The 25625-nt window shown below is 28.6% G+C and carries 18 protein-coding genes; 15 read left to right on the plus strand and 3 right to left on the minus strand.

Features of this window, described 5'->3' with window-relative positions; all coding sequences use genetic code 4:
• Nucleotides 1-17: 17 nt before the first annotated feature.
• The 6 genes from uvrA (at nucleotide 18) to rpsD (ending at nucleotide 8968) form a co-directional block, all read left to right on the plus strand.
• Nucleotides 18-2849, plus strand: coding sequence for an excinuclease ABC subunit UvrA (gene uvrA, locus MAU_RS02575; protein WP_004424981.1), 2832 nt, complete (start codon nucleotides 18-20; stop codon nucleotides 2847-2849).
• A gap of 101 nt (nucleotides 2850-2950) precedes the next feature.
• Nucleotides 2951-3904 (plus strand): prolipoprotein diacylglyceryl transferase, encoded by a 954-nt coding sequence (gene lgt, locus MAU_RS02580; RefSeq protein ID WP_004424985.1) that lies wholly within the window; start codon nucleotides 2951-2953, stop codon nucleotides 3902-3904.
• A 40-nt stretch (nucleotides 3905-3944) separates the two neighbouring features.
• Nucleotides 3945-4859, plus strand: a complete 915-nt coding sequence (locus tag MAU_RS02585; protein WP_004424988.1) for an NAD(P)/FAD-dependent oxidoreductase — start codon at nucleotides 3945-3947, stop codon at nucleotides 4857-4859.
• Between the two features lie 8 nt (nucleotides 4860-4867).
• Nucleotides 4868-6517 (plus strand): hypothetical protein, encoded by a 1650-nt coding sequence (locus tag MAU_RS02590; protein ID WP_004424991.1) that lies wholly within the window; start codon nucleotides 4868-4870, stop codon nucleotides 6515-6517.
• 7 nt (nucleotides 6518-6524) lie between these two features.
• Nucleotides 6525-8093, plus strand: coding sequence for a hypothetical protein (locus MAU_RS02595; RefSeq protein ID WP_004424993.1), 1569 nt, complete (start codon nucleotides 6525-6527; stop codon nucleotides 8091-8093).
• A gap of 272 nt (nucleotides 8094-8365) precedes the next feature.
• A complete protein-coding gene (gene rpsD / locus MAU_RS02600) occupies nucleotides 8366-8968 on the plus strand; it encodes a 30S ribosomal protein S4 (protein WP_004424996.1) in 603 nt (200 codons plus the stop codon).
• Between the two features lie 277 nt (nucleotides 8969-9245).
• Here the strand turns inward: rpsD and MAU_RS02605 are convergent, their stop codons facing one another.
• Together MAU_RS02605 and MAU_RS02610 are read right to left on the minus strand one after the other, a co-directional pair.
• Nucleotides 9246-11501 carry an MSC_0775 family lipoprotein gene (locus MAU_RS02605; protein ID WP_004424999.1) on the minus strand — a complete coding sequence of 752 codons (2256 nt, stop codon included), beginning with the start codon at nucleotides 11499-11501 and terminating at the stop codon, nucleotides 9246-9248.
• Between the two features lie 36 nt (nucleotides 11502-11537).
• On the minus strand, nucleotides 11538-12446 hold the full coding sequence (locus MAU_RS02610) for an MAG4940 family membrane protein (protein ID WP_004425001.1): 909 nt from the start codon (nucleotides 12444-12446) through the stop codon (nucleotides 11538-11540).
• 403 nt (nucleotides 12447-12849) lie between these two features.
• Here MAU_RS02610 and MAU_RS02615 point away from each other — a divergent pair, with 403 nt between their 5' ends.
• From MAU_RS02615 to MAU_RS02645, 7 genes are read left to right on the plus strand one after another with little or no spacing between them, the layout of a single operon-like run.
• Complete coding sequence (locus tag MAU_RS02615) at nucleotides 12850-14220, plus strand: FAD-dependent oxidoreductase (protein WP_004425005.1); 1371 nt, start codon at nucleotides 12850-12852, stop codon at nucleotides 14218-14220.
• 2 nt (nucleotides 14221-14222) lie between these two features.
• On the plus strand, nucleotides 14223-15224 hold the full coding sequence (locus MAU_RS02620) for a lipoate--protein ligase (RefSeq protein WP_004425007.1): 1002 nt from the start codon (nucleotides 14223-14225) through the stop codon (nucleotides 15222-15224).
• Between the two features lie 19 nt (nucleotides 15225-15243).
• Nucleotides 15244-16353, plus strand: coding sequence for a pyruvate dehydrogenase (acetyl-transferring) E1 component subunit alpha (pdhA, locus tag MAU_RS02625; RefSeq protein ID WP_004425009.1), 1110 nt, complete (start codon nucleotides 15244-15246; stop codon nucleotides 16351-16353).
• The gene (locus MAU_RS02630; RefSeq protein WP_004425011.1) at nucleotides 16353-17342 is read left to right on the plus strand and encodes an alpha-ketoacid dehydrogenase subunit beta; all 990 of its coding nucleotides are present in this window, start codon (nucleotides 16353-16355) and stop codon (nucleotides 17340-17342) included. Before pdhA ends, MAU_RS02630 begins: the two co-directional genes overlap by 1 nt.
• 35 nt (nucleotides 17343-17377) lie before the next feature.
• Nucleotides 17378-18718 carry a dihydrolipoamide acetyltransferase family protein gene (locus MAU_RS02635; protein WP_004425013.1) on the plus strand — a complete coding sequence of 447 codons (1341 nt, stop codon included), beginning with the start codon at nucleotides 17378-17380 and terminating at the stop codon, nucleotides 18716-18718.
• A gap of 24 nt (nucleotides 18719-18742) precedes the next feature.
• Nucleotides 18743-20569, plus strand: coding sequence for a dihydrolipoyl dehydrogenase (gene lpdA / locus MAU_RS02640; RefSeq protein ID WP_004425014.1), 1827 nt, complete (start codon nucleotides 18743-18745; stop codon nucleotides 20567-20569).
• Between the two features lie 57 nt (nucleotides 20570-20626).
• Nucleotides 20627-21592 carry a phosphotransacetylase gene (locus tag MAU_RS02645; RefSeq protein WP_004425017.1) on the plus strand — a complete coding sequence of 322 codons (966 nt, stop codon included), beginning with the start codon at nucleotides 20627-20629 and terminating at the stop codon, nucleotides 21590-21592.
• Between the two features lie 72 nt (nucleotides 21593-21664).
• Here the strand turns inward: MAU_RS02645 and adhP are convergent, their stop codons facing one another.
• Nucleotides 21665-22702, minus strand: a complete 1038-nt coding sequence (gene adhP, locus MAU_RS02650; RefSeq protein WP_004425019.1) for an alcohol dehydrogenase AdhP — start codon at nucleotides 22700-22702, stop codon at nucleotides 21665-21667.
• 242 nt (nucleotides 22703-22944) lie between these two features.
• Here adhP and MAU_RS02655 point away from each other — a divergent pair, with 242 nt between their 5' ends.
• Together MAU_RS02655 and MAU_RS02660 are read left to right on the plus strand one after the other, a co-directional pair.
• Nucleotides 22945-23859, plus strand: coding sequence for a gamma-glutamylcyclotransferase family protein (locus MAU_RS02655; RefSeq protein WP_004425022.1), 915 nt, complete (start codon nucleotides 22945-22947; stop codon nucleotides 23857-23859).
• Nucleotides 23852-25570, plus strand: a complete 1719-nt coding sequence (locus MAU_RS02660; protein ID WP_238543395.1) for a GIY-YIG nuclease family protein — start codon at nucleotides 23852-23854, stop codon at nucleotides 25568-25570. The genes MAU_RS02655 and MAU_RS02660 overlap by 8 nt, the downstream gene beginning before the upstream one ends.
• Nucleotides 25571-25625: the final 55 nt, after the last annotated feature.

Here is a 25625-nt window from a genome sequence, read left to right on the forward strand (position 1 = left end):
ACTATAATTTTTAAAATATGAATAATAAAATAATCATCAAAAATGCCAAAGAAAATAATCTTAAAAATATAAGTCTTGAAATTCCAAGAAATCAATTTGTTGTCTTTACAGGAGTATCTGGTTCAGGAAAAAGTTCTCTTGCTTTCAATACAATTTATGAAGAAGGAAGACGTAGATATGTCGATAGTCTTTCTAACTATGCAAGGCAATTTTTAGGTGGAACAAAAAAACCTGACGTTGATAGTATTGAAGGTTTAAGCCCAGCTATTTCTATTGAACAAAAAACAGTCCACAACAACCCAAGAAGTATTGTTGGAACTGTTACTGAGATTTATGATTATTTAAGATTACTTTTTGCAAGAATTGGTAAGCCTTTTTGTCCTAATCATAAAAAAGAAATCACAGCCCAAAAAAGCCGTGATATTCTTAATCATGTTTTAAATCAAAAAGAAGGCTCCAAAATTTTTATTATGTCCCCAATTGTTATTAACCAAAAAGGATCCTTCAGCTCCACACTTTTAAGACTTAAAAAAGAAGGTTTTTTACGTATTAAGGCTAATGATGAAATTTTGGAATTAGAAAATGAAATTAAACTAGACAAAAACAAAAAATGAAACATTGATCTAATTATAGATAGAATAACTTTATCAAATAATCCAGAAATTAAATCACGGATTGCTGAGGCAATTGAAATTGCGCTGCAATATTCCAATGGTCTAGTAACAATCGAAGTAATTGGCCAAAACAAGAATACTTATTCAATTTATCACAGTTGTGAACATGGCGATTTTGATATGCCAAAAATTGAACCAAGACTTTTTTCATTTAACTCCCCTAATGGTATGTGTTTAAAATGTAAAGGACTAGGTTTGCTACAAAAAGCATCCTGAGATTTAATTTGCCCAGATAAAAATCTTTCCATTAACCAAGGAGCCATTTTATTCTATAAAAACTTCATGAATACCCCAAATTTAGAATGACAGGAATTTGATAAATTACTTGCTTATTATGATATTGATAAAAATACTCCAATTAAAGATTTATCAAAAAATGAAATTGAAATTTTAAAATATGGCTCAATTGAAGATATCACATATACCTTAATTGCAGAAAGTGGAAATCGCTATGAAAGATCCAAACACATCGAAGGAGTATGTGAAAAAATCGAGCGCAAATACTTTGATACTTCATCAAATGATGCAAGAATTTATTATTCAAAATATTTATCTGATATTCCTTGTGATGAATGTAAGGGAAAAAGACTGAACAAATATGCACTAGCAACACATATCAATGATTTAGATATCTATGAAATTTGCAACAAATCAATTGATGAACTAAAAGTCTTTATCAATCAAATTGTTTTATCTGAAATTGAAAAAGAAATTACAAATTTAATCTTAATTGAACTAAATCACCGCATTGATTTTTTAATTAATGTCGGACTTGAATATCTTACTCTAAATCGGAAAGCTGAAACTCTTTCAGGAGGCGAAGCGCAAAGAATAAGATTAGCAACCCAAATTGGCGCTAATCTTACAGGTGTTTTATATGTTTTAGATGAACCATCTATAGGTCTTCATCAAAAAGATAATGAAAAACTTCTTAATTCTTTAAGAAAAATGGTGGATTTAGGAAATTCCTTAATTGTTGTTGAGCATGATGAAGAAACAATAAGAGAAGCTGATTTTATTGTTGACATAGGTCCAAAAGCAGGTGAACATGGTGGCGAAGTTGTTTTTGCAGGAACTCTTAACCAAATAATTAAAGAACAAAATAGCATCACTGGCAAATATTTATCTAAAGAATTAGAAATAAAAATTCCAAAGAACCGTCGCTCAGGCAATGGTAAAGTTTTAACTATTAAAAATGCCACAGCTAATAACTTAAAAAATTTAACTGTCAAATTTCCACTTGGGAAATTCATTGCAATAACAGGTGTATCTGGTTCAGGAAAATCTTCCTTAATTAATCATGAATTAGTTAGCGAATTAGAAAGATATTTCAAAAATCCAGTTTATGACCAATCTTTAAAAACCAAGCTTTCAGGGCATTTAGATATTGACAAACTAATTAAAATTGACCAAAGTGCCATTGGGAGAACTCCGCGTTCTAATCCAGCTACATATACAGGTGTTTTTGATGATATTCGTGAAATTTTTGCCAATGTTGAAGAATCAAAAATTCGCGGCTACACACGTTCGAGATTTTCATTTAATGTTCCAGGCGGACGTTGTGATAAATGTGAGGGTGATGGTGTTATAAAAATTGAGATGCATTTTTTACCTGATGTCTATGTTACTTGTGATCACTGTGATGGTCAAAGATACAATTCTGAAACAATTGAAATCAAATACCACGGAAAATCCATTAGTGATGTCCTAAATATGACAGTTGAACAAGCATATTCTTTCTTTTCGCAAAGAAGCAAAATTCAAGATCAACTTAAAACACTTTTAGATGTTGGTCTTGGATATATCAAATTGGGTCAAAATGCAACTACTTTATCTGGTGGAGAAGCTCAAAGAGTAAAACTAGCTACTTATTTACAAAAAAAACCTACCGGAAAATCTTTATATATTTTAGATGAACCAACTACAGGATTGCATCCTTATGATATTCAAAATCTCTTAAATGTTTTAAATCGTATCATTGATAATGGAGATACAGTCATTGTCATCGAACATAATCTTGATGTCATTAAATGTGCTGATTATATTATTGATTTAGGACCAGGGGGAGGAAGATTAGGAGGGCAAGTTATTGCAAGTGGCACTCCTGAACAAGTATCCTTAATTTCTGAATCTTATACTGGACAATATCTAAAAAAAATTCTTAACAATCAATAGACTAAAGTCAGAGTTTTTATAAATTTATAAGATATTTAATTATTAATAATTAAAATATTATAAATATAAATCACTATTTAATAAGGAAGGAAGATAACAATATGACAGATAGGATAGATTGACAAGGTAAAAGTTTACAAATTGGTCCATTTTATGTTTATTCATTAACTATGATGTTAGGGATGTTAACTGCTATTCTTACAGTTTTATATTTTTGAAAAAGAGAAAAATGACCTTTAGATAAATTAGCAATTTTAATTTTTATTGCACTACCAACTGCTATTGCTGGTGCTAGATTATTCTTTGTTATCCAGCAATTAATTGAGCATCATGGATGAGTAAATGGACCATGATATAAAATGTTCTTCATATGAGAAGGGGGACTTTCAATTCATGGGGGAGTAATTGTTTCAACTATTTGTTGCATTATGTATGTTGTTTTTAGCAAAGATGCAAAAATGATTGATTTAAAAAAGGCTATTTCGATTATTTTACCTGCTGTTTTAATTGGACAAACAATTGGACGTTGAGGAAACTTTGCGAACCACGAAGTTTATGGTGGAATTATGTCTGAATCTTCATTAGCATTTAGAATTCTTCCAAAACTAATTAGAGATCATATGTTTATTGGTGGCAAATATCGTTTACCTTTATTCTTATACGAATCAATTGCTAACTTAATTGGATATATTATTTTAGTTTGAATTCTAAATTACTGAAACTGACTAAAACCAGGAACAACAGGAGCTTTATATATTGTTTATTATGGAATTGTACGTTTTGGAATGGAACCACTACGTCAAGATAGTTATAATATCTACAAAGTAATTTCAGCTTTATATATTATTGTTGGATTAGCACTGCTTGTTTTATTTGAATTTGTCATCAAATTAAATTACAACGTTTACAAAGTTTATAGATTCAATAAAGAATGAACTCACAAATTCTTCTATTTCATTGTTTATGAACCAAAAGAATCAAGAGGAAAACTTCTAAAAAGAGAATTTGAAAAATACAAATTTGATGGAAAAACTGAATCTATACAAACTAGCTAAAATTTAAAAAACTTAAAATTAAGAGGAATGATAGAAGCATATGGATAATAAGTTTGATGTTCTTATAATTGGTGCAGGCCCAGCTGGTTTGACTGCTGCTATATATTTAGCAAGAAATGAATACAATGTTGCTTTCATTGAAAATAGTGCGCCAGGTGGCAAAATGACACAACAATCAAAAATTGAAAACTACCCTGGCTTTGATTTAATTAGCGGATTTGAACTTTCTATCAATATGCTAAATCAAGCCCGCAACAACAACGCTAAACAAATTTTTGGTAATGTTGTTGATATTATTAGTGATAGCGATGATGAAAAAAGAGTCATTTTAGAAGATGGACAAACATTTTATGCAAAAGCAGTCGTTATTGCTAGTGGCATGGTAAATTTAGTGCCAACAAAAGTAGAAAACATCAAGAAATTTAATGGTAATGGTGTTTCTTATTGTGCAATTTGCGATGGAGCACTTTTTAAAAATCAACCATGTGCAATTATTGGTGGTGGTAATTCTGCTTTTGAAGAATCAGCATATTTAGCCTCTACTGCTTCTGAGGTACATATTTTTGTAAGAGATGGCATTATTGCAGAAGCTAGATTAGTAAATGATGCCAAAAAACATAAAAATATTTTCATTCATGAAAATTCAGTAATTTTAAAATTGAATGGAGATACAAAACTCGAGAGTATAACTTGTAATATAAACGGAAAAATAATGGATATGGACATTAAAGGTGTCTTTCCTTACATTGGCTTTAAAGCTGCTACTTCTTTTATTAAAAACAAAGATATACTAAACGAAAGAGGATTTGTTATTGTTGATGAAAATATGGAAACCAAAGAAAAAAATATCTTTGCCATTGGTGATGTAATTGCTAAAAGCATCCGCCAAATTACAACAGCAACAAACGACGGAACCATTGTTGCTAAAACCATTTCATCAAGAATAATCAAATAAAAACTAAAATGAATAAAACAAAAATTTTTTCTTTATTAGCAACTTCTATCTTACTGACAACTCCCTCAGTTTTAGCAATTTCATGTCAATTACAAGAAAGAGAGGAAGTTGCTTTATTTGTGCCTTTTAAAGAACAAGGTGAAACTAAATCATATAACACAGTTAAAGAAATTATTAATAGATTTAATGCTACTTTAGTCAATGATAAAGAATATAAAAAAAATAAATTAGTTTTACGCAATGACTTAAATAAAAAAGATGTAAATAACAAAATTAATCTAGAGCTGCAAACAAAAGATTACCGCGCCCCTTCAATTGTTTTAGGTTATCCTTCAGTAGTTCCTAGAATAAAAGAAAACAACCGCCTTGTTGATTTAAGTGAAATTTCTAAAGTAAGTGGTATTTCAAACTATTCCAAAAACATTTTAGATTACAATAATCGACTAGGCTTTAAAAATGATGGTCATATTTATAATCTCCCTATTGGAATTGCTTCTGAATCTTTGATTATAAATGATGTACTTCTTTCATTTTATTTAGATGCATTGTATAAGGTAAATAAAGAAAAAAATATCAATAATCAAAATATTGAAAATATAAAAAAATCTAAAGATTTAAACGCATTTTTAGAAAAAAGCAATCAATTTAAAGATTTAACAAAACAAAAAGAAGTCAAGATTGAATTTGATGAAAAAACACTAAGAAGCTGAGATTTAGATTTAAGTTGGGATATTTTTGCTCACTCTAATTATTTCAATAAATTCTCTAATCTAATTAGAAAAAGCCTTAAGAACTTTAGTATCAAACAAGGAAGATATACTAGTAATATTGATATTTTATATGTAAGACATATTGAAAATTATATTTATGGTGAGTTATTTAAAAAAGCAGAATCAGATTTTAAAAATTATGCAATAAACTACACTGCTGACAATAAGTTCAACTTTGATATCTTTAAAAAAGGTACAAAAGAATATAAAGATTTCTATTCAACTATTAAAGACTTCTATTCCAATCTAAAAAATAATGTTATTAAAGTTGAAAAACTTAAAAATTATGTTCCTGCAAGTTTTGAAACACAATTATTTACAATTGCAACCACAAGACTTTTATATGACAAAGGAGCAATTACATTCTTTAATGCTAATAAGGGCAAATTTTCAATAAAAAATGTTCCTTTTAAAGCTAATGATAAACAAAAAAATGGCTCTTATTTTATTCAAGGTTTATTTTTATCAGCAATTAAATCTGATATTGCAAACAAAAACAAAGTTGTAGAAAAATTCTTAAATTGGTTCTATGATGAAAAAAATTTAATAGAATGAAACTTTTCAAACCATAAGGTTAAATTAAGTCCTGTTGAATATCTAGCTTTAAATTTAGTTTATTTATATCCATCAAATAATTTTGAAAAAACTTATAAAGAACTTAAAGAAATTCAAAATGATTCAAATAATTTAGTAATTGAAAACATTAAAAATCAAAATTTAGTTCCATTAACTGACTTAGTAGACTACCAAGGTAAAAATGAACTAATAAGAATTTTTATTAAAAAATATGTAAATGACTTTTTATTAAAAAAAGCAAAAAATAAAGATACTAATGATGAAAAAGTAGTTAAAGATTTAATTGAAAAAATACATGAAAACATAAAATAGGACTAACATGGCTATAGATACAAATTTCATTGAAAAATTAGAAGAAAAAAACAATCTAAAAAAAATATTTCAAATTAAAGATAATCATATCATTGGCGAAATCAATGATAAGTTTAATTCTTTCAATGAAATGACAATCAAACGCATAGCCCAATCAATTATCAATATTTTAAACAAAGAAAAAAAACATGAAATAAGAATTTTTATAGGTAATGATGGTAGCAATAAAAATTTAAAGATTTTTGAAAAAAATATTGGTGATGTTATTGCATTCCAATATGGCCAAGTTTATAATTTTGAAAATCATCTTCCCATTTCAGAGGCTTTTTTAAAATTTGTTAACCACTCCACTGACGCTTTTTTAATTAGTATTTATTTACATAAATACAATTTAAAAAATAAGTATGCACTTTCAATTTATAATAAAAAAAACGAAGCTGTAAGTACTAAATTTCTTGAATTGGTTTTAGATGAATACCAAGCAATCAAAAATACTCCAATTGAAATGATTCAAAATGAAGTTAAACTACTTGATTTTGATAAATTACTAAAAGAATATTCTGAAATGATTTTGGCTAGAAATTTTACTAACAATGCCAATCATCTTTTAAAAATTGGAATTATAAACACAAGTTTACAAAATACTTTTGTTAAAAGAATTTTAGGCAAAAATGACATCGCTTACCTGGTTTTAAAACCTAAAAATAAAGAAGATAAACCAAAGAAAATTAAATTCAGTGCTTTTAGCTATCATAAACTTAAAAATGTTGAATATATAATTAAGTTTTCATATGATTTTAAAAGATTATATTTATACAAAAGAAATTACAATAAGTATTTATATTTTCAATATGATTTAATTGATATAAGTGACCTTATTTCTTTTTATTTAATGTTCATCCATAATCACAATATCATTCAAAATGAAAAATTTATTCCTATTCAAGATATTTATACTTCCCATTTAATTAAGGAAGATAATCTGTCACATCTATGTTCCCAGTTAAATCTAAGATTAATTACTAACTGAATTACACCAATTGATCAAATACAATCTAATAACGCATTATATTTTGATGAAGAAAGTAATTTTTATTTAGATAATAAAAAAAATTCCGGTTTTGATTGTTTTAGTTTTTTAAGCATTATTGTTGATATGCTTAATTATTACAAAACACAAGCAATGAAATATAGCGATATTTATGACCAAATTAAAAATTTATCAAAACCTTTAAAAATTTCAGAATTCCAATTTGATTGTGATTTAAAGAACTTAAATGATTTTGAAACTAAATTATTTGTTCAAGATAAAATTGGTCAAATCAAAGTTTCTGCCATTGAAAATATTAGTAATCATTGAAAAAACAAAGACCAAAAATACATAGCTAAATTCCATTTTCTAGAAAATGAATGGCTTAGCATTAAATATGATTTTATCAATGAAAAATTGGTATTCAATGTGCAAGAAAACAAAAAAACGAAAGGTAATCTAGCAAAAAAAATAAAAAACTTTATGGCTAAGTTTGTTGCAAAATATCACAAACCCCTAATTAGTTTTAAACTTTTTGAACAGTAATTTCTTATTAAAATAACAAAAGTAATCTCAACCAAAGTTTTTTTCAAGCATGTTTTTATAAAAACTTAAATAAGCATCCAAAAAGTGCTTATTTTTTTATAAAAATAAGATATAATTCTTTTTTGCATAAATACAGCATAATAATATTAATTAAATGTTTTTTCTTTGTTTTTAAATTTGAAAGTAAGTAAGCTGTTATTCCGAAATCATTAGAGAAAAAAATATAGTTAAGAATTATTAATATTGTCTTTTTGCATATTGAAAGGAAAAATATGTCAAGATTTTTAGGATCAATTTTTAAAAAATCAAGAAGATACGGAACTTCTTTATTAGAAAATAACAAAGAATTTACAAAAGGTAAAAAAAGAACAACTGCTCCTGGACAACATGGTGCTAAAAGAGCAAAACCATCTGACTACCAAATACACATGTATGAAAAACAAAAAGTTAGATTCATGTATGGTTTAAATGAAAGACAATTTAAAAACTTATTCAACGTGGCTGCTAGAAAAAGTGGGGTTACAGGTACTAACTTATTACAATTAGTTGAATCAAGATTAGATAACTTAATTTTTAGAGCAGGATATGCGCGCACAAGAGCTCAAGCTAGACAATTTGTAAATCATAACCACGTTACTGTTGATGGTCACAAAGCAAATATTCCATCAATGATTATCAAACCAAATTCAATTATTGAAATTAAACCTTCATTACAAAATAATGCAGAACTAAAGGCTGCTTTAGAAGTAATGCAACCTGCATCTTGATTAAAAGTTGAAAACTTCAAAATTACTTATACAAGATTGCCAGAAAGAAACGAATTTGCAAAAGAAATTGATGAATCTTTAATCGTTGAATACTACAATAGACGTTAATAAAAAAGCAATATTATCAAGATATTTGATAAACATTGCTTTTTTTTATTTTCCAATTTCACAATCAATAATTTCAAATTTAAAAACCACAAGACACTGCACTTCTCGACATGGCTGCTATAATTTCTATCCTGACCAGATTACAAGGTTGCTGTTCTTATGGCATTAATTATTATACATGAAATTGCTTTCTTTTTTAATCATTAAAATCAATAAAAAATATGCATTTCCTAAAGAAGAATTGCATATTTATTTTATTATTGTTAACTATTGAAATTTATTTTTGTTTATTCAAATCAAAGAATTCTTCAATACCAAATGACACTGTTTTATCATCTCTTAAATCATAAACAACATTTGGATTTAAATAACCTTTTTTGATTTCGTATTCAGTGATACTTAACTTGCTCTTGTATAAACCAATTTCATCAGCAATTTTTTCAGGTACCATTTTACCAGTTGAATCCTTAACCTTAATTTCTTCACCGGTTTTTGGGTTAATCTTATTAACTATTGCATTACTTGGACCAATACCAGAAACACCAATATTTCCTATTTGAGTATAAGTCATTTTCTTTTCGTCATAATATTTATCAATTCTGCTGTCATCCAAATCTGGTCTTTGTGGAGTTGAAAAGTAATTAGGAGATAAATAATTTTTTCTATTTGAATATAGATTAACGTGAGCATGTGACATTCATCCGCCATTGGTTGCTTCTGTACCTAGATATCCAATTATTTGTCCTTTTTTAACGACTTTAGGTTTCTTTGGAGTTATTCCATCTGCAACAGTAACATCTCTATTGGTACCTATAATTGCTTTTTTAGATGAGATTCCAATTATTGGATTATTCAATGTCTTTTGTGCATCTAAATGTAAAAATGACATGTAAATATGTTGTTTATTATCATTCAAATATAACTCTTTTTCTTTAGGACTTCAATCAGTAAGATTTTGCACTGGGATTTTTATTACTACAACAGTTCCCACCCCTGTTCATGCAGCTTTAACAGGTAAATCATATGCAGCAATAATTTCTCCATCATATGGCATTAAAATCGCTTGGTGATCTGGTGCTAAATAATCTTCTCCAAAGTGTAGGTATGAAGGAGTTTTAATAGTATCATTCCCATAAAAACCTCTAGAAATTCCATATCCACCAGAAAAAATGTATGAATTATAAGTAGCAAAGAAATCTTTTTTAATACTTGCTAAGTTTGTGGTTGTAATTCTATCCGTAGCAAAGTTAGGAGCAATGATATTTTTCTTTGTAAATTCAGATTCATATAATAAAGCATCTTTTTTAGAACCAATTATTTTTTCAATTACAACTGGATCTTTTTTATCTTTTAGATAGACGTTTAATTTAACTTTTGAACTTCTAAAACCATTTGATTTTAATTCAACTACTTCAATCTTTTTAATATCTTTGTTTAGTGATTTAACAATTAAATTTGATGCATCAAAAATTTCATGGTCGGAGTTAATTTCATTTTGGAAAATTGTATTTACTTTTATTGATTCACTTACTCTTAAATTCTTTAGAAATTCATTATCAAATTTGAATTTAACTCTAAAAGTGACTCCTGCTTCTGGTGTTTTTAATGACTTATCATTCTTCTTTTTATCATCATTTATTACACCAACTCTAATCTTTAAAAAACCTTCATTAGATGCTAAGTTTTTATCACTTAAATCAAAATCAAATGCAGTCATTTTTAGTTGAAGATTTTTAGCTTCTTTATCTTTTTTTAGTTTATCAAAAGCTTCATTTTTTACTTCAAAAATCTTGCTTAATTGCATGGAATCTAACTGAGTAATTCCTCATTTATTAATTAAATCTTGAATTTCTTTTTGATTAATAGAATCATTTAGTTTAATTTGAAAATCAGTGTCTTTAATTTTTTTAATTTCATTATAAGTTTCAAAAATATCTTTGTTTTTTTCTTGATTTTTATCCTTAATATTTGGAAGCCTGAATTTAATAGGCTGACTGACAAACATTCCTTTGATATATTCAGCCTTATTGTGATTTTTTAAGTATAACTTAACATTTACAGGTATTAATACATCAAAATAATTTCCTGGATCATAATAAACATTATTGTAATCAATATGGAAATCTAGTCTATTTAAAAATTCATCACTAAGTTTGAATTCATTTCTTATGATGGATTTGAATTTGTCTTTATCAAATTCCATATATTTGACCATGAAGTTGTTTTTCATCATGTTATCAAAAGTAACATTTTTAGCTTCAGCACCTTCTTTAAAAATAAAAAGATCATCATGATTTGTATTTTTAAAATATTCATTAATTTCACTTAAGATATGAATTTGGTTGTATTTTTCATATCGTTCTAGGTCAATTGGATTTGTTTTGAAATCGTAATTTAATAATATTTCTGAATTTTTTGTTTCGATTGGTTTTGGATTACCACATGAAATAGCAATTGCAATTGGCGAAGTTGCAATAATACTACCCAAACCAAATAGCAACATTTTTTTTAAACTAATGTTTTTCTTATGCATTTTTATTTACTTATTTTTCCTTTAGATTTATAAGAATTATGAAATTGAAATAACTCCTTTTGTTTGAATCTTGATTGCAACTGTTGTAAGTGCAATTAAGATTGGAATTATGATTGTTAAACAAACAACAATAAGGAATTTAATTCATTGCATCAAATAATTTTTCGTTTGATTTTTTCTTTCTTTTTTTTCTAATTTAGAATATCCAATTGTTCTTATAATAAGTTCAATGATTGGGAAAGCTAGATGAAATGAGAAAAAATCAAAGAATGAAGAAATTAAAATAACAATCCCAATAACTACTAGTTGTACTAGATGAATTTGAAAGTGGTTACTTGAATAAGTAGCTGTATTAATCATTCCTGCAAATGGAAATAAAACCATAAGCAAAGTAATAAAGAAACTTTCCTTAATTACAAATTTGCCAAGTGTCAAATTTGTTTTACTTTCAAATATAAATAAGAAACTTAAAGCTTGAATATCTTCTTTATTTGTATTATTTTTATTTACAAATTTATACATTTTAAAAAACATATAGAAAAATATCAAACCCAATAATCCGCCCAAAATTTGAGCACCAATTAAATAAGGAATTCCCTTTAAAATTGGACTTCCAATTCAACCATTTTTAAGTGGTGTTTGTCCTGAAGCTCCATAACCTAATAAAAATGAATTAAAGATTACTACCAAAGGATTAATGGAAACATGAACTGGATTTCTAGAACCAATTGTACTAAAGCCAATTGGTAGCATAATTGCAATAAAAGTAGCAAGCACAAATCCCACTGTTAAAAAGATTTTGTTTTCATTTTTCTCTAAAATAATTGCGATTAGTTTTCAACTTAAAACAAAGAAAACTAATAAAAATACCGCAAGAATTTCAAAGAAAAAAACAGTAGCATTGAAATATGTATTTAATACTTTTGCAGGTGTATTTATTTGCATTAGTATTCCTTTTTTTATTATTTTTTATTGATATTTGAATTTGAATATTCTTATATGAATAAATTAGGTGAATAAATTTCAATAGTTGTCAAAGAAATTAAAAAATGAACTTTGCAAAATTATTTTATGTTTATTCTTTTATATTTTACTATTATAAAAAAATCAGTCTCAATTTATGATTTTCAATTACAAATAAAAAGTAATCTAAGCAATCTTAATTTGAATAAAAATTCTATTTTTAATTCATTTATTGATAAAAACTTTCTTTCTAAATGTTTTAAGTATTTTTTTATCTATTAAAGATAAATAAAAATAAGAATAAAATTATAGATAGAATGTTTTTAAATAAATATATTTTATTTAAAGTTAAATTTCAAAAAATAAGTATAAAAATGAGGTTAATATGAAAGTTATTGTATTAGGTACAAACCATGCTGGTACAACAACTGTTAGAACACTTAAAAGACTTGATCCTAACTGTGAAGTAACCACTTATGATAAAAATGATGCGATTTCATTTTTAGGTTGTGGGATTGCTTTATGAGTTAAGGGCGAAGTTAAAGACTCTAACATGTTATTCTATGCATCACCTGAAATTCTAAGATCTGAAGGTATTAATGTTTTCATGAATCATGAGGTTCTTTCAATCAATGATAAAGAAAAAACAATTTTAGTCAAGGATTTAAAAACTGGCGATATTAAAAAAGATAACTATGATAAATTAGTTATGGCTACTGGCACTTGACCAATTATTCCTCCAATTCCGGGCATTGATTTAGAAGGCGTTCAAATTGTTAAAAACTATCATCATGCAAAAACAATTTTGGAACACAATCTAGATAAACACTATAAAAAAATTGCAGTTGTTGGTGCTGGATATATTGGCGTTGAATTAGTAGAAGCCTTTAATGCATATGGCAAAGATGTAACTTTGATTGACGTAGCTAATCGGATTATGCCAATGTATTATGACAAAGAATTTACTGATTTAATGGAAGAAAAAATGCGCTCTTCTGGCATTAAATTAGAACTAAATTCCAAAGTTGTTGAATTCAAAGGTGAAAATGGCAAAGTTACACAAGTTATTACTAACAATGGTGCAATTGATGTTGACTATGTTATTTTTTCAGTTGGTGTTAGACCACAATCAACTATTGTTGAAGGAATTTGTGAATTAGATGCAACAAAAGCTATTGTTACAAATGATTATATGCAAACTACAAATCCTGATATTTATGCAGTGGGAGACTGTGCACAAGTTTATAACAAAGCAACTGGCAGACGTGCGCCAATTCAATTAGCCACCACAGCTGTAAGAACTGGAATTACAGCAGCAACTAACATTATTAAAGGAAATACTTTAAAATCCCCAGGTTATACAGGAGCTAATGGAATTTCTGTTTTTGGCTTAAATATGGCTAGCGTTGGAATTAGTGTCGAAGCTGCAGGTAGAATGGGAATTGAAGTTGATTCAATTAATTTTAAGGATTTAGATCGTCCAGAATTTATGTCATCAGCTAATGAAGTTTCTTTCAAAGTTGTTTGAGATAAAAAAACAAGAAGAATTCTTGGTGCCCAAGTTGCCAGTGAAAAAAATCATACTGAAACTATGTATATGATGGCGCTTGCAATTCAAAGAGACCTAACAATTGATGAACTTCCTTTAGTAGATATTTTCTTCCTACCACACTTTAATAAACCATTTAACTTTATTTGTTTAGCTGGTCTTGAAGTTTTAGGACTAAACTACTTTAAAAAAGAGGATAAAAAATAAAAATGATTCATTTATTAATTTCAAAACATAATAATCCAGCTATGAATTTAGCGACCGAAGAATATCTAACATACCACTACAAAACAAAAGATCCAATTGTTTTCTTTTGACAAAATGCCAACACAATAGTAGTTGGAAGAAATCAAAATGCTTTTGCTGAAATTAATCTTCCTGAAGCCCAAAAAGATGACGTAAGAATCATAAAAAGAAACACAGGAGGAGGCACTGTTTACCAAGATTTAGGTAATGTTTGTTATTCTTTAATTGTGGATAATTCCGTTGCGGAAGTTGATTACCAAAAAGCTTTACAACCAATCATTACTTATTTAAATGAAAATGGCATTAATGCGGCTTTTTCAGGACGAAATGATATGGCAATTGATGGTTATAAAGTTTCTGGAAATGCCCAATTGAAAACTAATGAAAAAACTTTAATTCATGGAACACTTTTATTTGATGTTGATTTAACAAAAATTGCTAAATATTTAGTTGTTGATCCTGAAAAACTTAAACACCAACAAATTAAATCAAAACCAGCAAAAGTAAGAAATATCAAAGCATTTTTTAATGATATTAATAAGCAAATAGATCTACAAACTTTTATTAATGATGTTGTCAATTCCTATATCAAAAATGAACAAATTAAATGAATTGATTTTAGTGAACAAGAAAATAAATGAATTGAAGATCGAAAACTAAACAAATATGACCAATGAGATTGAACTTTTGGAAAAAATACCAAATTCTCAATGGTTAAAAAAGAATATTTAGAAAGCAAAGGTTTCATTAATATTAATCTTGATGTTAATGATGGAAAAATCTCAGCAATTAAAATTTATGGTGATTTCTTGGGTACACAAGGAACTGAAAAACTTGAAGAAAAATTAATTGACATTAAATTTGAAAAAGAAGAAATCTCAAAAATACTAAGCCAATTTGATTTGGAAGCTATATTTGCAAAAAACTTTAATAAAGATGATTTCTTAAATCTTCTATTCAAATAAATTAAGAAAGGAGCTTAAATTGAAATACTTAGGAAAATTTAGTCCAATAAAAGATGAAAAAGTTTGTGTTATGGACAAAGATGGCAAAATCATTAATCCTAAATTAATGCCCCAAATTTCAGATGAAGAACTTATTGATGCATATAAAATGATGAATTTGTCAAGAAGACAAGATATCTACCAAAATACAATGCAACGTCAAGGAAGACTTTTATCATTTTTATCTTCAACTGGTCAAGAAGCTTGTGAAGTTGCATATATCAATGCCCTAAACAAAAAATTAGATTTTTTTGCTAGTGGTTATAGAAATAGTGCAGCTTGGTTAGCTATGGGACAACTGCCAAGAAACATTATGCTATATTGAGTTGGTAATGAAATGGGAGGCAAAGCTCCAGATGGTATCAATTGCTTGCCACCAAACATTGTAATTGGCTCCCAATACTCCCAAGCAGCCGGAATTGCTTTTGGTGAAAAGCATAAAAAAACTGGTGGTGTTGCCCTAACTACTACTGGGGATGGGGGAACTAGTGAAGGTGAAACATACGAAGCTATGAATTTCGCTAAAATTCATGAACTTCCTTGCATTTTTGTTGTCGAAAACAACAAATGGGCAATTTCAACTTCCTTAAGTGAACAAACAAAATCTTTAAACTTTGCAATCAAAGCCCTAGCAACTGGTATGCCTTCTATCAAAGTTGATGGTAATGATTATTTAGCATGTATTGGTGTTTTTAAAGAAGTAATTGAATATGCAAGAAGTGGCAATGGTCCTGTTTTAGTTGAATGTGATACATACCGTCTAGGAGCTCACTCTTCTTCAGATAACCCTGATGCATATCGTCCAAAAGGCGAATTTGAGGAAATGAAGCTATATGATCCTTTAATAAGAATGAAAAATTACTTAATTGATAAACAAATTTGGTCGGAAGAAAAACAAACACAATTAGACGCAGAACAAGATGAATTTATAGCTTCAGAATTTGCTTGAGTAGAAAAAAATAAAGACTATGGACTTGAAGATATTTTTAAATATCAATATGACAAATTCGATTTATTTTTAGAAGAACAATACAAAGAAGCTAAAGAATTTTTTGATAAAAATCCTGATGCAAAAGGAGGACACCACTAATGGCAATTATTAATAATATAAAAGCTGTAACTGATGCACTAGAATTAGCAATGACAAAAGATAATAATGTTATTGTTTTTGGAGAAGATGTTGGTACAGAAGGTGGTGTTTTTAGAGCCACACAAGGCTTGCAAGCAAAATTTGGCAATAATAGATGCTTCAATGCGCCAATTAGTGAAGCAATGTTTGCTGGTGTTGGTCTTGGAATGGCGATGAATGGACTAAAACCAGTTGTTGAATTACAATTCGAAGGTTTAGGTTTAGCTTCGCTGCAAAATATCATTACTAATATTTCAAGAATAAGAAATAGATCTAGAAATAAATACAGCGCCCCTATGGTCATAAGAATGCCAATGGGTGGTGGCATTAGAGCATTAGAACATCACAGCGAAGCCTTAGAAGCTATTTATGCACATATTCCTGGTATCCAAGTTGTTTGTCCTTCTACTCCATATGATACAAAAGGACTACTTTTAGCAGCAATTGCTTCCCCAGATCCTGTAATTGTTTTAGAACCAACAAAACTATATAGAGCATTCAAACAAGAAGTTCCAGATGATTTTTATACAATTCCAATTGGTGAAGCTTATAAAATTCAAGAAGGTAACGATTTAACAGTTGTAACTTACGGAGCCCAAACAGTTGATTGTCAAAAAGCAATTGCAATGCTAAAAGAAAGTCATCCAAATGCCACAATTGAATTAATTGACCTACGTTCAATCAAACCATGAGATAAAAAAATGGTTATTGAATCAGTGAAAAAAACTGGTCGACTTTTAGTTGTTCATGAAGCTGTCAGATCATTTTCTGTTTCTTCTGAAATTATTGCTACAGTTAATGAAGAGTGTTTTGAATATCTAAGAGCACCACTTAGCAGATGCACAGGTTATGATGTCATTATTCCATATGACCGAGGCGAAGGTTATTTCCAAATTAGTCCTAAAAAAGTTTTAGTAAAAATGCAAGAAGTTTTAGACTTCAAATTCTAACAACTACCTCAACAAATAAAGGAGAAATATAAAATATGTTTCAAGTAAAATTTGCGGATATTGGTGAAGGACTAACCGAAGGAGTTGTTGCTGAAGTCTTAGTTAAAGTAGGAGACTTAGTAAAAGAAGGACAACCTTTATACTTTGTTGAAACTGATAAAGTAAATAGTGAAATCCCATCTCCTATTTCTGGCAAAATTGCAGTAATTAATATTACTATTGGTCAAGAAATTAAGGTTGGTGACATTGTTATTGAAATTGATGATGGCAAAGATAGCGCGATTGCATCAGCAACTGCTGCAACTAAACAAGAAGAAAATAAAGAAGTAAAAAAAGAAGAAGTGCAAATGAAACCAATTGAAGAAAATGCAAGCGTTGTGGGAGCGACTCCTGTTTCCAATGAAGTAATTCAAAGAAATACCATGCAATCAACAAGCAAAAATACCCAAATTAAAGCAACTCCGCTAGCTAGAAAAGTAGCCGCAGATTTAAAAGTAGATTTAGCTACATTATTAGGTAGTGGACCAAATGGAAGAATCTTAGTTGCTGATGTTAAAAATGCCGCTAATGTAGCAACTAAAAATGCAGATACATCACAAAAACAAACTTCACCTGAACCACAAGCTCAAAGCTCAACCCCAACTCCACAAGCACAAAAAACCATTGATCCAGCAGCTCCTCTTTCATGAGAAACTGTGAATATGAATGGAATTAGAAAAGCAACAGTGAAAGCAATGACAAAGTCACACACTGAAATTGCTTCATTCACAGGAATGAAAAACATTGATATCACTGAAACTCATAAACTAAGAGCTGAACTAAAAGACCACGCTGCTTCTTCTGGCATTAAGTTAACTTATTTAGCTTTCATTATCAAAGCAGCTGCTAAAAGCTTACGTGACATGCCAAATATCAATGTTCGTGGTGATTTTGAAAACAATAAAATTCTATTCATGAATAATATTAATATTGGCATTGCCGTTGATACACCAAACGGCCTTATGGTACCTGTTATTAAGGGAGCAGATCAACTAAGTATTTTTGAAATTGCCAATAAAATTACTGATTTAGCAAAAAAAGCAAGAGATGGTAAACTAAGTCGGAATGAAATGACAGAAGCTACTTTTACAGTTTCTAACTTTGGTTCAGTTGGTTTAGATTATGCAACCCCAATAATTAATTCACCAGAATCGGCAATTTTAGGTGTTGGAACTATGACACAAATGCCTTTGTATGTTAATGATGAAATTCAAAAAAGATACATTATGCCATTTTCAATGACCTGTGACCACAGAATTATTGATGGTGCTGATGCCGGAAGATTCCTAATTAAAATCCAAGAATATCTATCAAAACCAATATTGTTATTTTTATAAAAAATAAGGAAGGATAATAAAAATATGTTTAAAGTAAAATTTGCAGATATTGGTGAAGGATTAACCGAGGGAGTTGTTGCTGAAGTCTTAGTTAAAGTTGGTGACACAGTAAAAGAAGGACAACCTTTATATTTTGTTGAAACAGATAAAGTAAATAGTGAAATACCATCTCCTACTTCTGGAAAAATTGCAGTAATTAATATTACTACTGGTCAAGAAATTAAAGTTGGTGATGTTGTTATTGAAATTGATGATGGAAAAGATAGTTCAACTACATCAGCACCTGCTGCAGATAAAAAAGAAGAAAAAGCATCTGAAGAAAATGCTAGCGTTGTTGGTTCTACTCCTGTTTCAAATGATGTGCTTCCAAGTAGAGGTCCAATTAATAAACCAGCTACAAATGAAGTTGCTTCTGCATCTTCAATTAGTGATCTAAAAATCGAAGATACTTTTGATGTTGCTGTCATTGGAGCTGGAATTGGTGGATATGTTTCTGCAATTAAGTCAGCACAACTTGGTTTAAAAACTCTAATTGTTGAAAAAGAATACTATGGCGGAGTTTGTTTAAATGTTGGATGTATTCCAACCAAATCCCTTCTAAAAACAAGTCATGTTTACCATGATATTATGCACAAGGCTAAAGATCTTGGTATTACAATTAAAAATACTGAAGAAATTGTGCTTGATTGAGACCAAGCTCTAAAAAGAAAAGGTGCTATTGTTAAGAAATTAACTGGTGGTGTTAAATATCTTCTTGATAAAAATAAAGTAACTCAAATTATGGGAGTTGCACATGCAATCAATAAAAACACAATCTCAGTTAATGAAAAAAACTACCATGTAAATAATTTAATTATAGCTACTGGTTCACTTCCAAACAAACTACCTCTTCCGGGTTTTGATGAAGGAAGAAAAAATGGAATTGTTTTAGATTCAACAGGAATTCTTTCAATTCCAAAAATTCCAGAAAGCCTTGTTGTTATTGGAGGTGGGGTAATTGGAGTTGAATTTGGTTGTCTATTTGCTGATTTAGGATCAAATGTTACAATCTTGCAAGGTTCATCTTCAATTTTAGAAATGCTAGACCAAGATGTTATTGATTTAGTAACTAAAGAACTAAAGACAACATACAAAATCAATATCATTACCAATGCCTCAGTAAAATCATTACAAGGCAATGAAGTTAGCTACGAAGTAGATGGAGTATTGCAAACTATTAAAGGTGAATTTATTCTAGAGTCAATTGGAAGAAAAACCTCCTTTGAAGGATTTGAAAACTTAGGTCTTGAATTAAGTCCTAGAAAAGGAATTGTTGTTAACCAATACCATGAAACAAATCTTGATTCAGTATATGCAATTGGTGATGTTACTGGTATTGCAATGCTAGCACATTCTGCTGTTAAAGCAGGAGTTGTTGTAGCAAATCGTATTGCTAAAAAAGCAAACAAAGAACATGCTGAGGATATCACAATGGACTTTAACCGTGTGCCATCATGTATTTATATAAGTCCAGAAATTGCTATGATTGGGAAAACAGAACAACAACTAAAGAAAGAAAATATCGAATACAAAACCTTCAAATTCCCATTTTCAGCAATTGGAAAAGCATTGGCTGATGATTCACCTACTGGTTTTGTAAAAGTTATAGTTGAACCTAAATATAAATCAATTTTAGGAGCTCATATAGTTGGAAATCGTGCCACTGATTTAATTGCTGAAATTGCTGCTGTTATTGAATCTGAAGGAACAATAACAGAAATTGCTAACACAATTCATCCTCACCCAACAATGAGTGAGGCGATTGGGGAAGTTGCAGAAGCTTTAGAAACTGGAAAACCAATTCATTTCTAATCAAATTAATTTAGTATTTAAATAAATAACTTCCAAAAAACAAGAAAAGAGATATAAATGTTTACTATTGAAGAAATTAAGAAAAAACTTGCAACAAACCCAATTAAAAAGCACATTGTTTTTCCTGAAGGAGAAGAAACAATTATTCAAGATGTCGCCAAAACTTTGGTTGAAAAAAATCTTGGTCTTCCAATTTTGTTATTTAAAAATACAGCAGACATTCCAAATGCTTTAAAAGATTACAAAAATATACAAATAATTGCCCTTGATCAGTTTGATACAGCTGCATTTGAAGAGTTATTTGTTCAAATAAGAAAAGGTAAAACAACGGCTGAACAAGCAGCATCTTTACTTAAATTGCCTAATTATGTAGGATGCATGCTTGTTAAAACAAACAAAGCAAGTTGCATGCTTTCAGGACTAAATAATACCACTGCTGACACTATTAGACCTGCTTTACAAATCATTGGAGTAAAACCTCAATATAGTCTTGCTAGTTCAGCATTCATTATGGCTAAGGATAACCAAAGATATATCTTTAGTGATTGTGCTTTAAATATTAAACCAACTTCTGAACAATTAGCTGACATTACACAAATGGCTGCAGAATTTGGAAGCCTTTTAAACTTTCAAGACATTGAAGCTACTCTATTAAGCTATTCAACAAATGGTTCAGGTAAAGGTGAAGATGTTGATCGTGTTAAAAAAGCACTTGAAATTCTTAAAGAAAAAAATCTTCCTTACAAAATTGAAGGTGAAATTCAATTTGATGCAGCTTTTGATAAGCTAGTTAGAGATAAAAAATTTAAAAATAATACTTTAACTAAACAAACGCCAGATATCTTTATTTTCCCAGAAATTCATTCAGGGAATATTGGATATAAAATTGCCCAAAGAATGGGTGGCTATGAAGCTATTGGACCATTTGTTTTAGGATTAAATCAACCAGTTAATGACTTAAGTCGGGGTGCTACTTTTATTGATGTTTTAAATACAGCAATCATTACACTTCTTTTAGCATAACAAAAATGCAAATTAAAAAATAAGCGAAACTTTTTTAAAAAAGGTTAATCGCTTATTTTTTTAGGCTTTTTTTTAGTTTCGGAAGTCAATAACTGCTCTACCGATGAAATCACCTTTTTCAAGTTTTTCAAAAATATCAGCAACTTCTTCTAATTTAACAACCTTGGTTACTTCGGATTTTACAAGTCCTCTAGCAGCGTAGTCTAAAGCTTCTTGTAAATCTTTTCTTGTTCCAACAATTGATCCAGCTAATTCACGTTCTAATAAAACAGTTCAGAATACAGAAACTCCAAATTCGTCCTTGCCTAATTTATCTTTAGCAGGAAGTCCAACTAAAACTTGACGACCTCCCCGACGTAGCATTTCCATTCCTTGTTGTGCTGCTGCTGTTGCTACTGAAGTATTAATTACCCCATGAGCTCCACCATTAGTTGCTTTAATTACTTCTTCAACAACATTTACTTTTTTGCTATTGAATGCAAATTCAGCTCCTGATTTAAGTGCTAACTCCACTTTTTCATCACTTAAATCAATACCAATTGGTCTATATCCCATAGCTTTTGCATATTGGATTGCCATCTGTCCTAGCCCTCCAACTCCAATAACAGCAACAAATTCACCTGGTTTTAATTTGGCTTGTTTAACTGCCTTATAAGTTGTAACTCCAGCACATACCACAGGAGCTCCGCTTACAATGTCAAGCCCATCTGGAACAATACCAACAAAGTCTTCATGTCCAATTGCATATTCAGCATATGAACCATCTTTAGTATATGCTGACATATTTTGATTTGGACATAGAGTTTCTTTACCAGTTAAACAATATTCACAGTGTCCACAAGCATCGTGTAATCAAGCTAAACAAACACGATCACCAACTTTTAGATGCGTGCAGCCAGGTCCTAATTTTTCAACAATTCCAATTCCTTCGTGTCCTGGAATTAATGGATATTTAGGAGTAACTAATCAATCAAAGTTAGCAGCATGTAAGTCAGTGTGACAAATACCGCTTGTTTCCATTTTAATTAAGACTTCTTTTTCTTTTGGTTCAGGAATATCCACCATTTCAACGCTTCATTTACGTGGTTCACGAACCACAAAAGCCTTCATTTTTGCCATTTTTCCTCGTTTTAATTATTATTTACTAATTGCAATTTTTCGTATAATTTATACTCCTTAATTATAATCATATTTAATGCTGAAAAACATTTTTTTAAAGGGAACAAATTAAGTTAGTTAATTCCTTAATTTCAATTGAGAATTTAAAAAAATCTTTTGAAAAAAATTAAGAAAATAAGGATAATAAATATAATTATATTAATATTGCTTAAGCCACTAAATATGGAGATTTTATGAACAAAAAAAACACAATATATCTATTTTCATACGGAACTATCCAAGATGAATTATTTTACAAAAATTTACTTAGTGAAAATGTTGTAAGACGTCCAGCTATTTTAAATGGATATGCAAAATGTATTGATGATTCAGAATACTTTTTATTAAAAAAAGATATCTCACACCAAGTTAAAGGAACATTGTTTGAAATAACTGAGGAAGAGTTATTTATGATTGATCGTTGAGAGATGTTTCCTCAATACCAAAGATTTCAAGCTAATATTATTGCTACTGATACAAATGAAATCATTGAAGATGTTTATGTTTATACTAGACTTGAATATGGTAAATACTATTTAGCTCCTGAAGAAATGCAATTTTCTAAGTCACCAAATGAAAATGAACAAAACTTAAAAGCTTTTATTGCTTTAGAAAAAGAAAGCAAAGATTTTCCACTTCTTGATAATGCTATTCTTTTTGAAGTTTCCGATGAAGAACTTGAAAAATTAAATACCTTAACACATCCATATTTAGCCTTGATTTTAGATGATCAGATCAATAAAAATTATTTAGTTGAACCATATTCAGTTTTTGCTTTAAAAATTAAAAACAAAAGTTATGCACTTTTAATTTCCTTTGGAAGAAAAAATAATCTAAATAGCATCTTTTATTACCAAGCTTTTGAATCTAAAATTAATGGCGTTGAAGTACAAAGAACTCTTAAACCTCTATATGAATTTAATCTTGATTTTCTAGCTGATAGAAAACCTTTTAAATACATAAGTTTAAGAAGGGATTTTAATGAAGAAAACCCAAAACTTGGTGAATATGAAAACAAAGCTTATGAAATTGTTCTAAAGGATTTTGATATTGATCCATTCAAGAGACTTGATTTAATTATTAGAACTCTTGAAGAAAATATTGAATAACAAAACAAATCTTATGATTAACAAAGAATTAATCAAAAACATCTCAAAAAAACCTGGTGTATATTTTTGAAAAGATAGCAATAATAACATCATATACATTGGCAAAGCAAAAAATCTTAAGTCAAGAATGACCCAATATTTTGATATAAATATGCAAAATTCATTCAAGACTAATAAAATGCGCAGCGAAATTGCAGCATTTGAAACTTATGTTTTTGAAACAGAAGCTGAAGCTTTAATTTTTGAACGTCGTTCTATTCTAAAATACAAACCAAAATTCAATGTTGCCATTCCAACTCAGGCAACTTTTCCTTATATTGCAATAAAAAAGCAAAAAAGCATTCTTAAAATTGAATTAAGCAATCATTACAAAAGAAAAAATGACATCCTATATTATGGGCCTTTAGTTAAGGGAAAACAATACCAATCTCTAATTAAATATCTTAAGCATCTTTTAATTTCTAAAGATGGCCAAATTCAAAAGAAAATGTCAGAAGAAGCAATTAATGAAGCTTTTGAAAAAGCTAAAAGAATCATTAAATTTGGAAAAGATTTTAAAACTGAACTAATTGAAAAAAGAAATGAAGCTTCTGAAAATGAGGATTATTTATTAGCCAAGTATTACCAAAATGTCTATGAATTAATTTATTCAAAAGATAGCAAACAAAATCTTGTTTTTAAAACTAAAAAAGACTTAGATGCCTTTGGTTTTTTTATCGCTAATAATGTAATTTCGATTTCTATTTTGCATTATCGCTCAGCAATAATGTTAAATAAGACTGACTTTATTTTTAATATCAATACATCCCTTAAAGACTTTATTAGTAATTTTTTGGAAGAATATTATGCTAAAAACCAAATTCCTAACTATATATTACTAGACTTAGACTATTTGGATTTATTCATTGATGAAGAAATCAAATCGCATTTTTTATCAAATCAAACACATATTTATAACCAAATTCTAGGAATGGCATATGAAAATGCCAAAAATGACATTGATAATAAAATAAAGAAGTTTAAAAAAACAAACAATTTAGATTTGATTCTTTCTGATTTATTTATTCTTCTAAAGCAAAAAACTAACAAATTTGTCATATTTGATAATTCATTTATGTCACATACTAAAGAAGTAGTAGGTGCTTGTTTTGTTTATCAAAATGGCATCATTGATCCATCTAAAAAAAGAGCTTATATTCTAACTAGAAATAAGAATTCTAATTCTGATTTTAATTATATGTACCAAAATGTTGATAAATTCCTAAAATCAAATAATGAAGATATTGATTTTATTTTAGTTGATGGCAGCATTATTCAAATTAAAGCAGCAAAAAAAGCAATGCATGATAATCAAACTACGCTTCCAATATTTGGATTAAGAAAAGACATCTTGCATACTTTTGAAGCTTTAGTAGATGAAAATGATAAAGAAATTCCAATTGAAAATAAAGATACATTTAATTATTTACTTAGAATCGACAATGAAATTGATGCTTATGCCAAAAGATGATTCAACCAAAGACACAAAAAGAATATGATTGAAACACCACTTGAAAAAATTCTAGGAATAGGAGAAAAAACAAAAAAATTATTGCTTGAAAAATTTGGCACGTATGATGCAATATACAACTCTTCCATTGAACAATTAGAAGAAATTGTGCCAAAAAAAATAGCAATTAAAATCAAAGAAGCATCTAATTCAAATAAATAAAATAATTTTTAAAAAAAATGCATTAAAAAATAATTAATATTATAAAATAATATGT

Source organism: Metamycoplasma auris 15026 (assembly GCF_000367765.1).
Lineage (GTDB): Bacteria > Bacillota_I > Bacilli_A > Mycoplasmatales > Metamycoplasmataceae > Metamycoplasma > Metamycoplasma auris_A.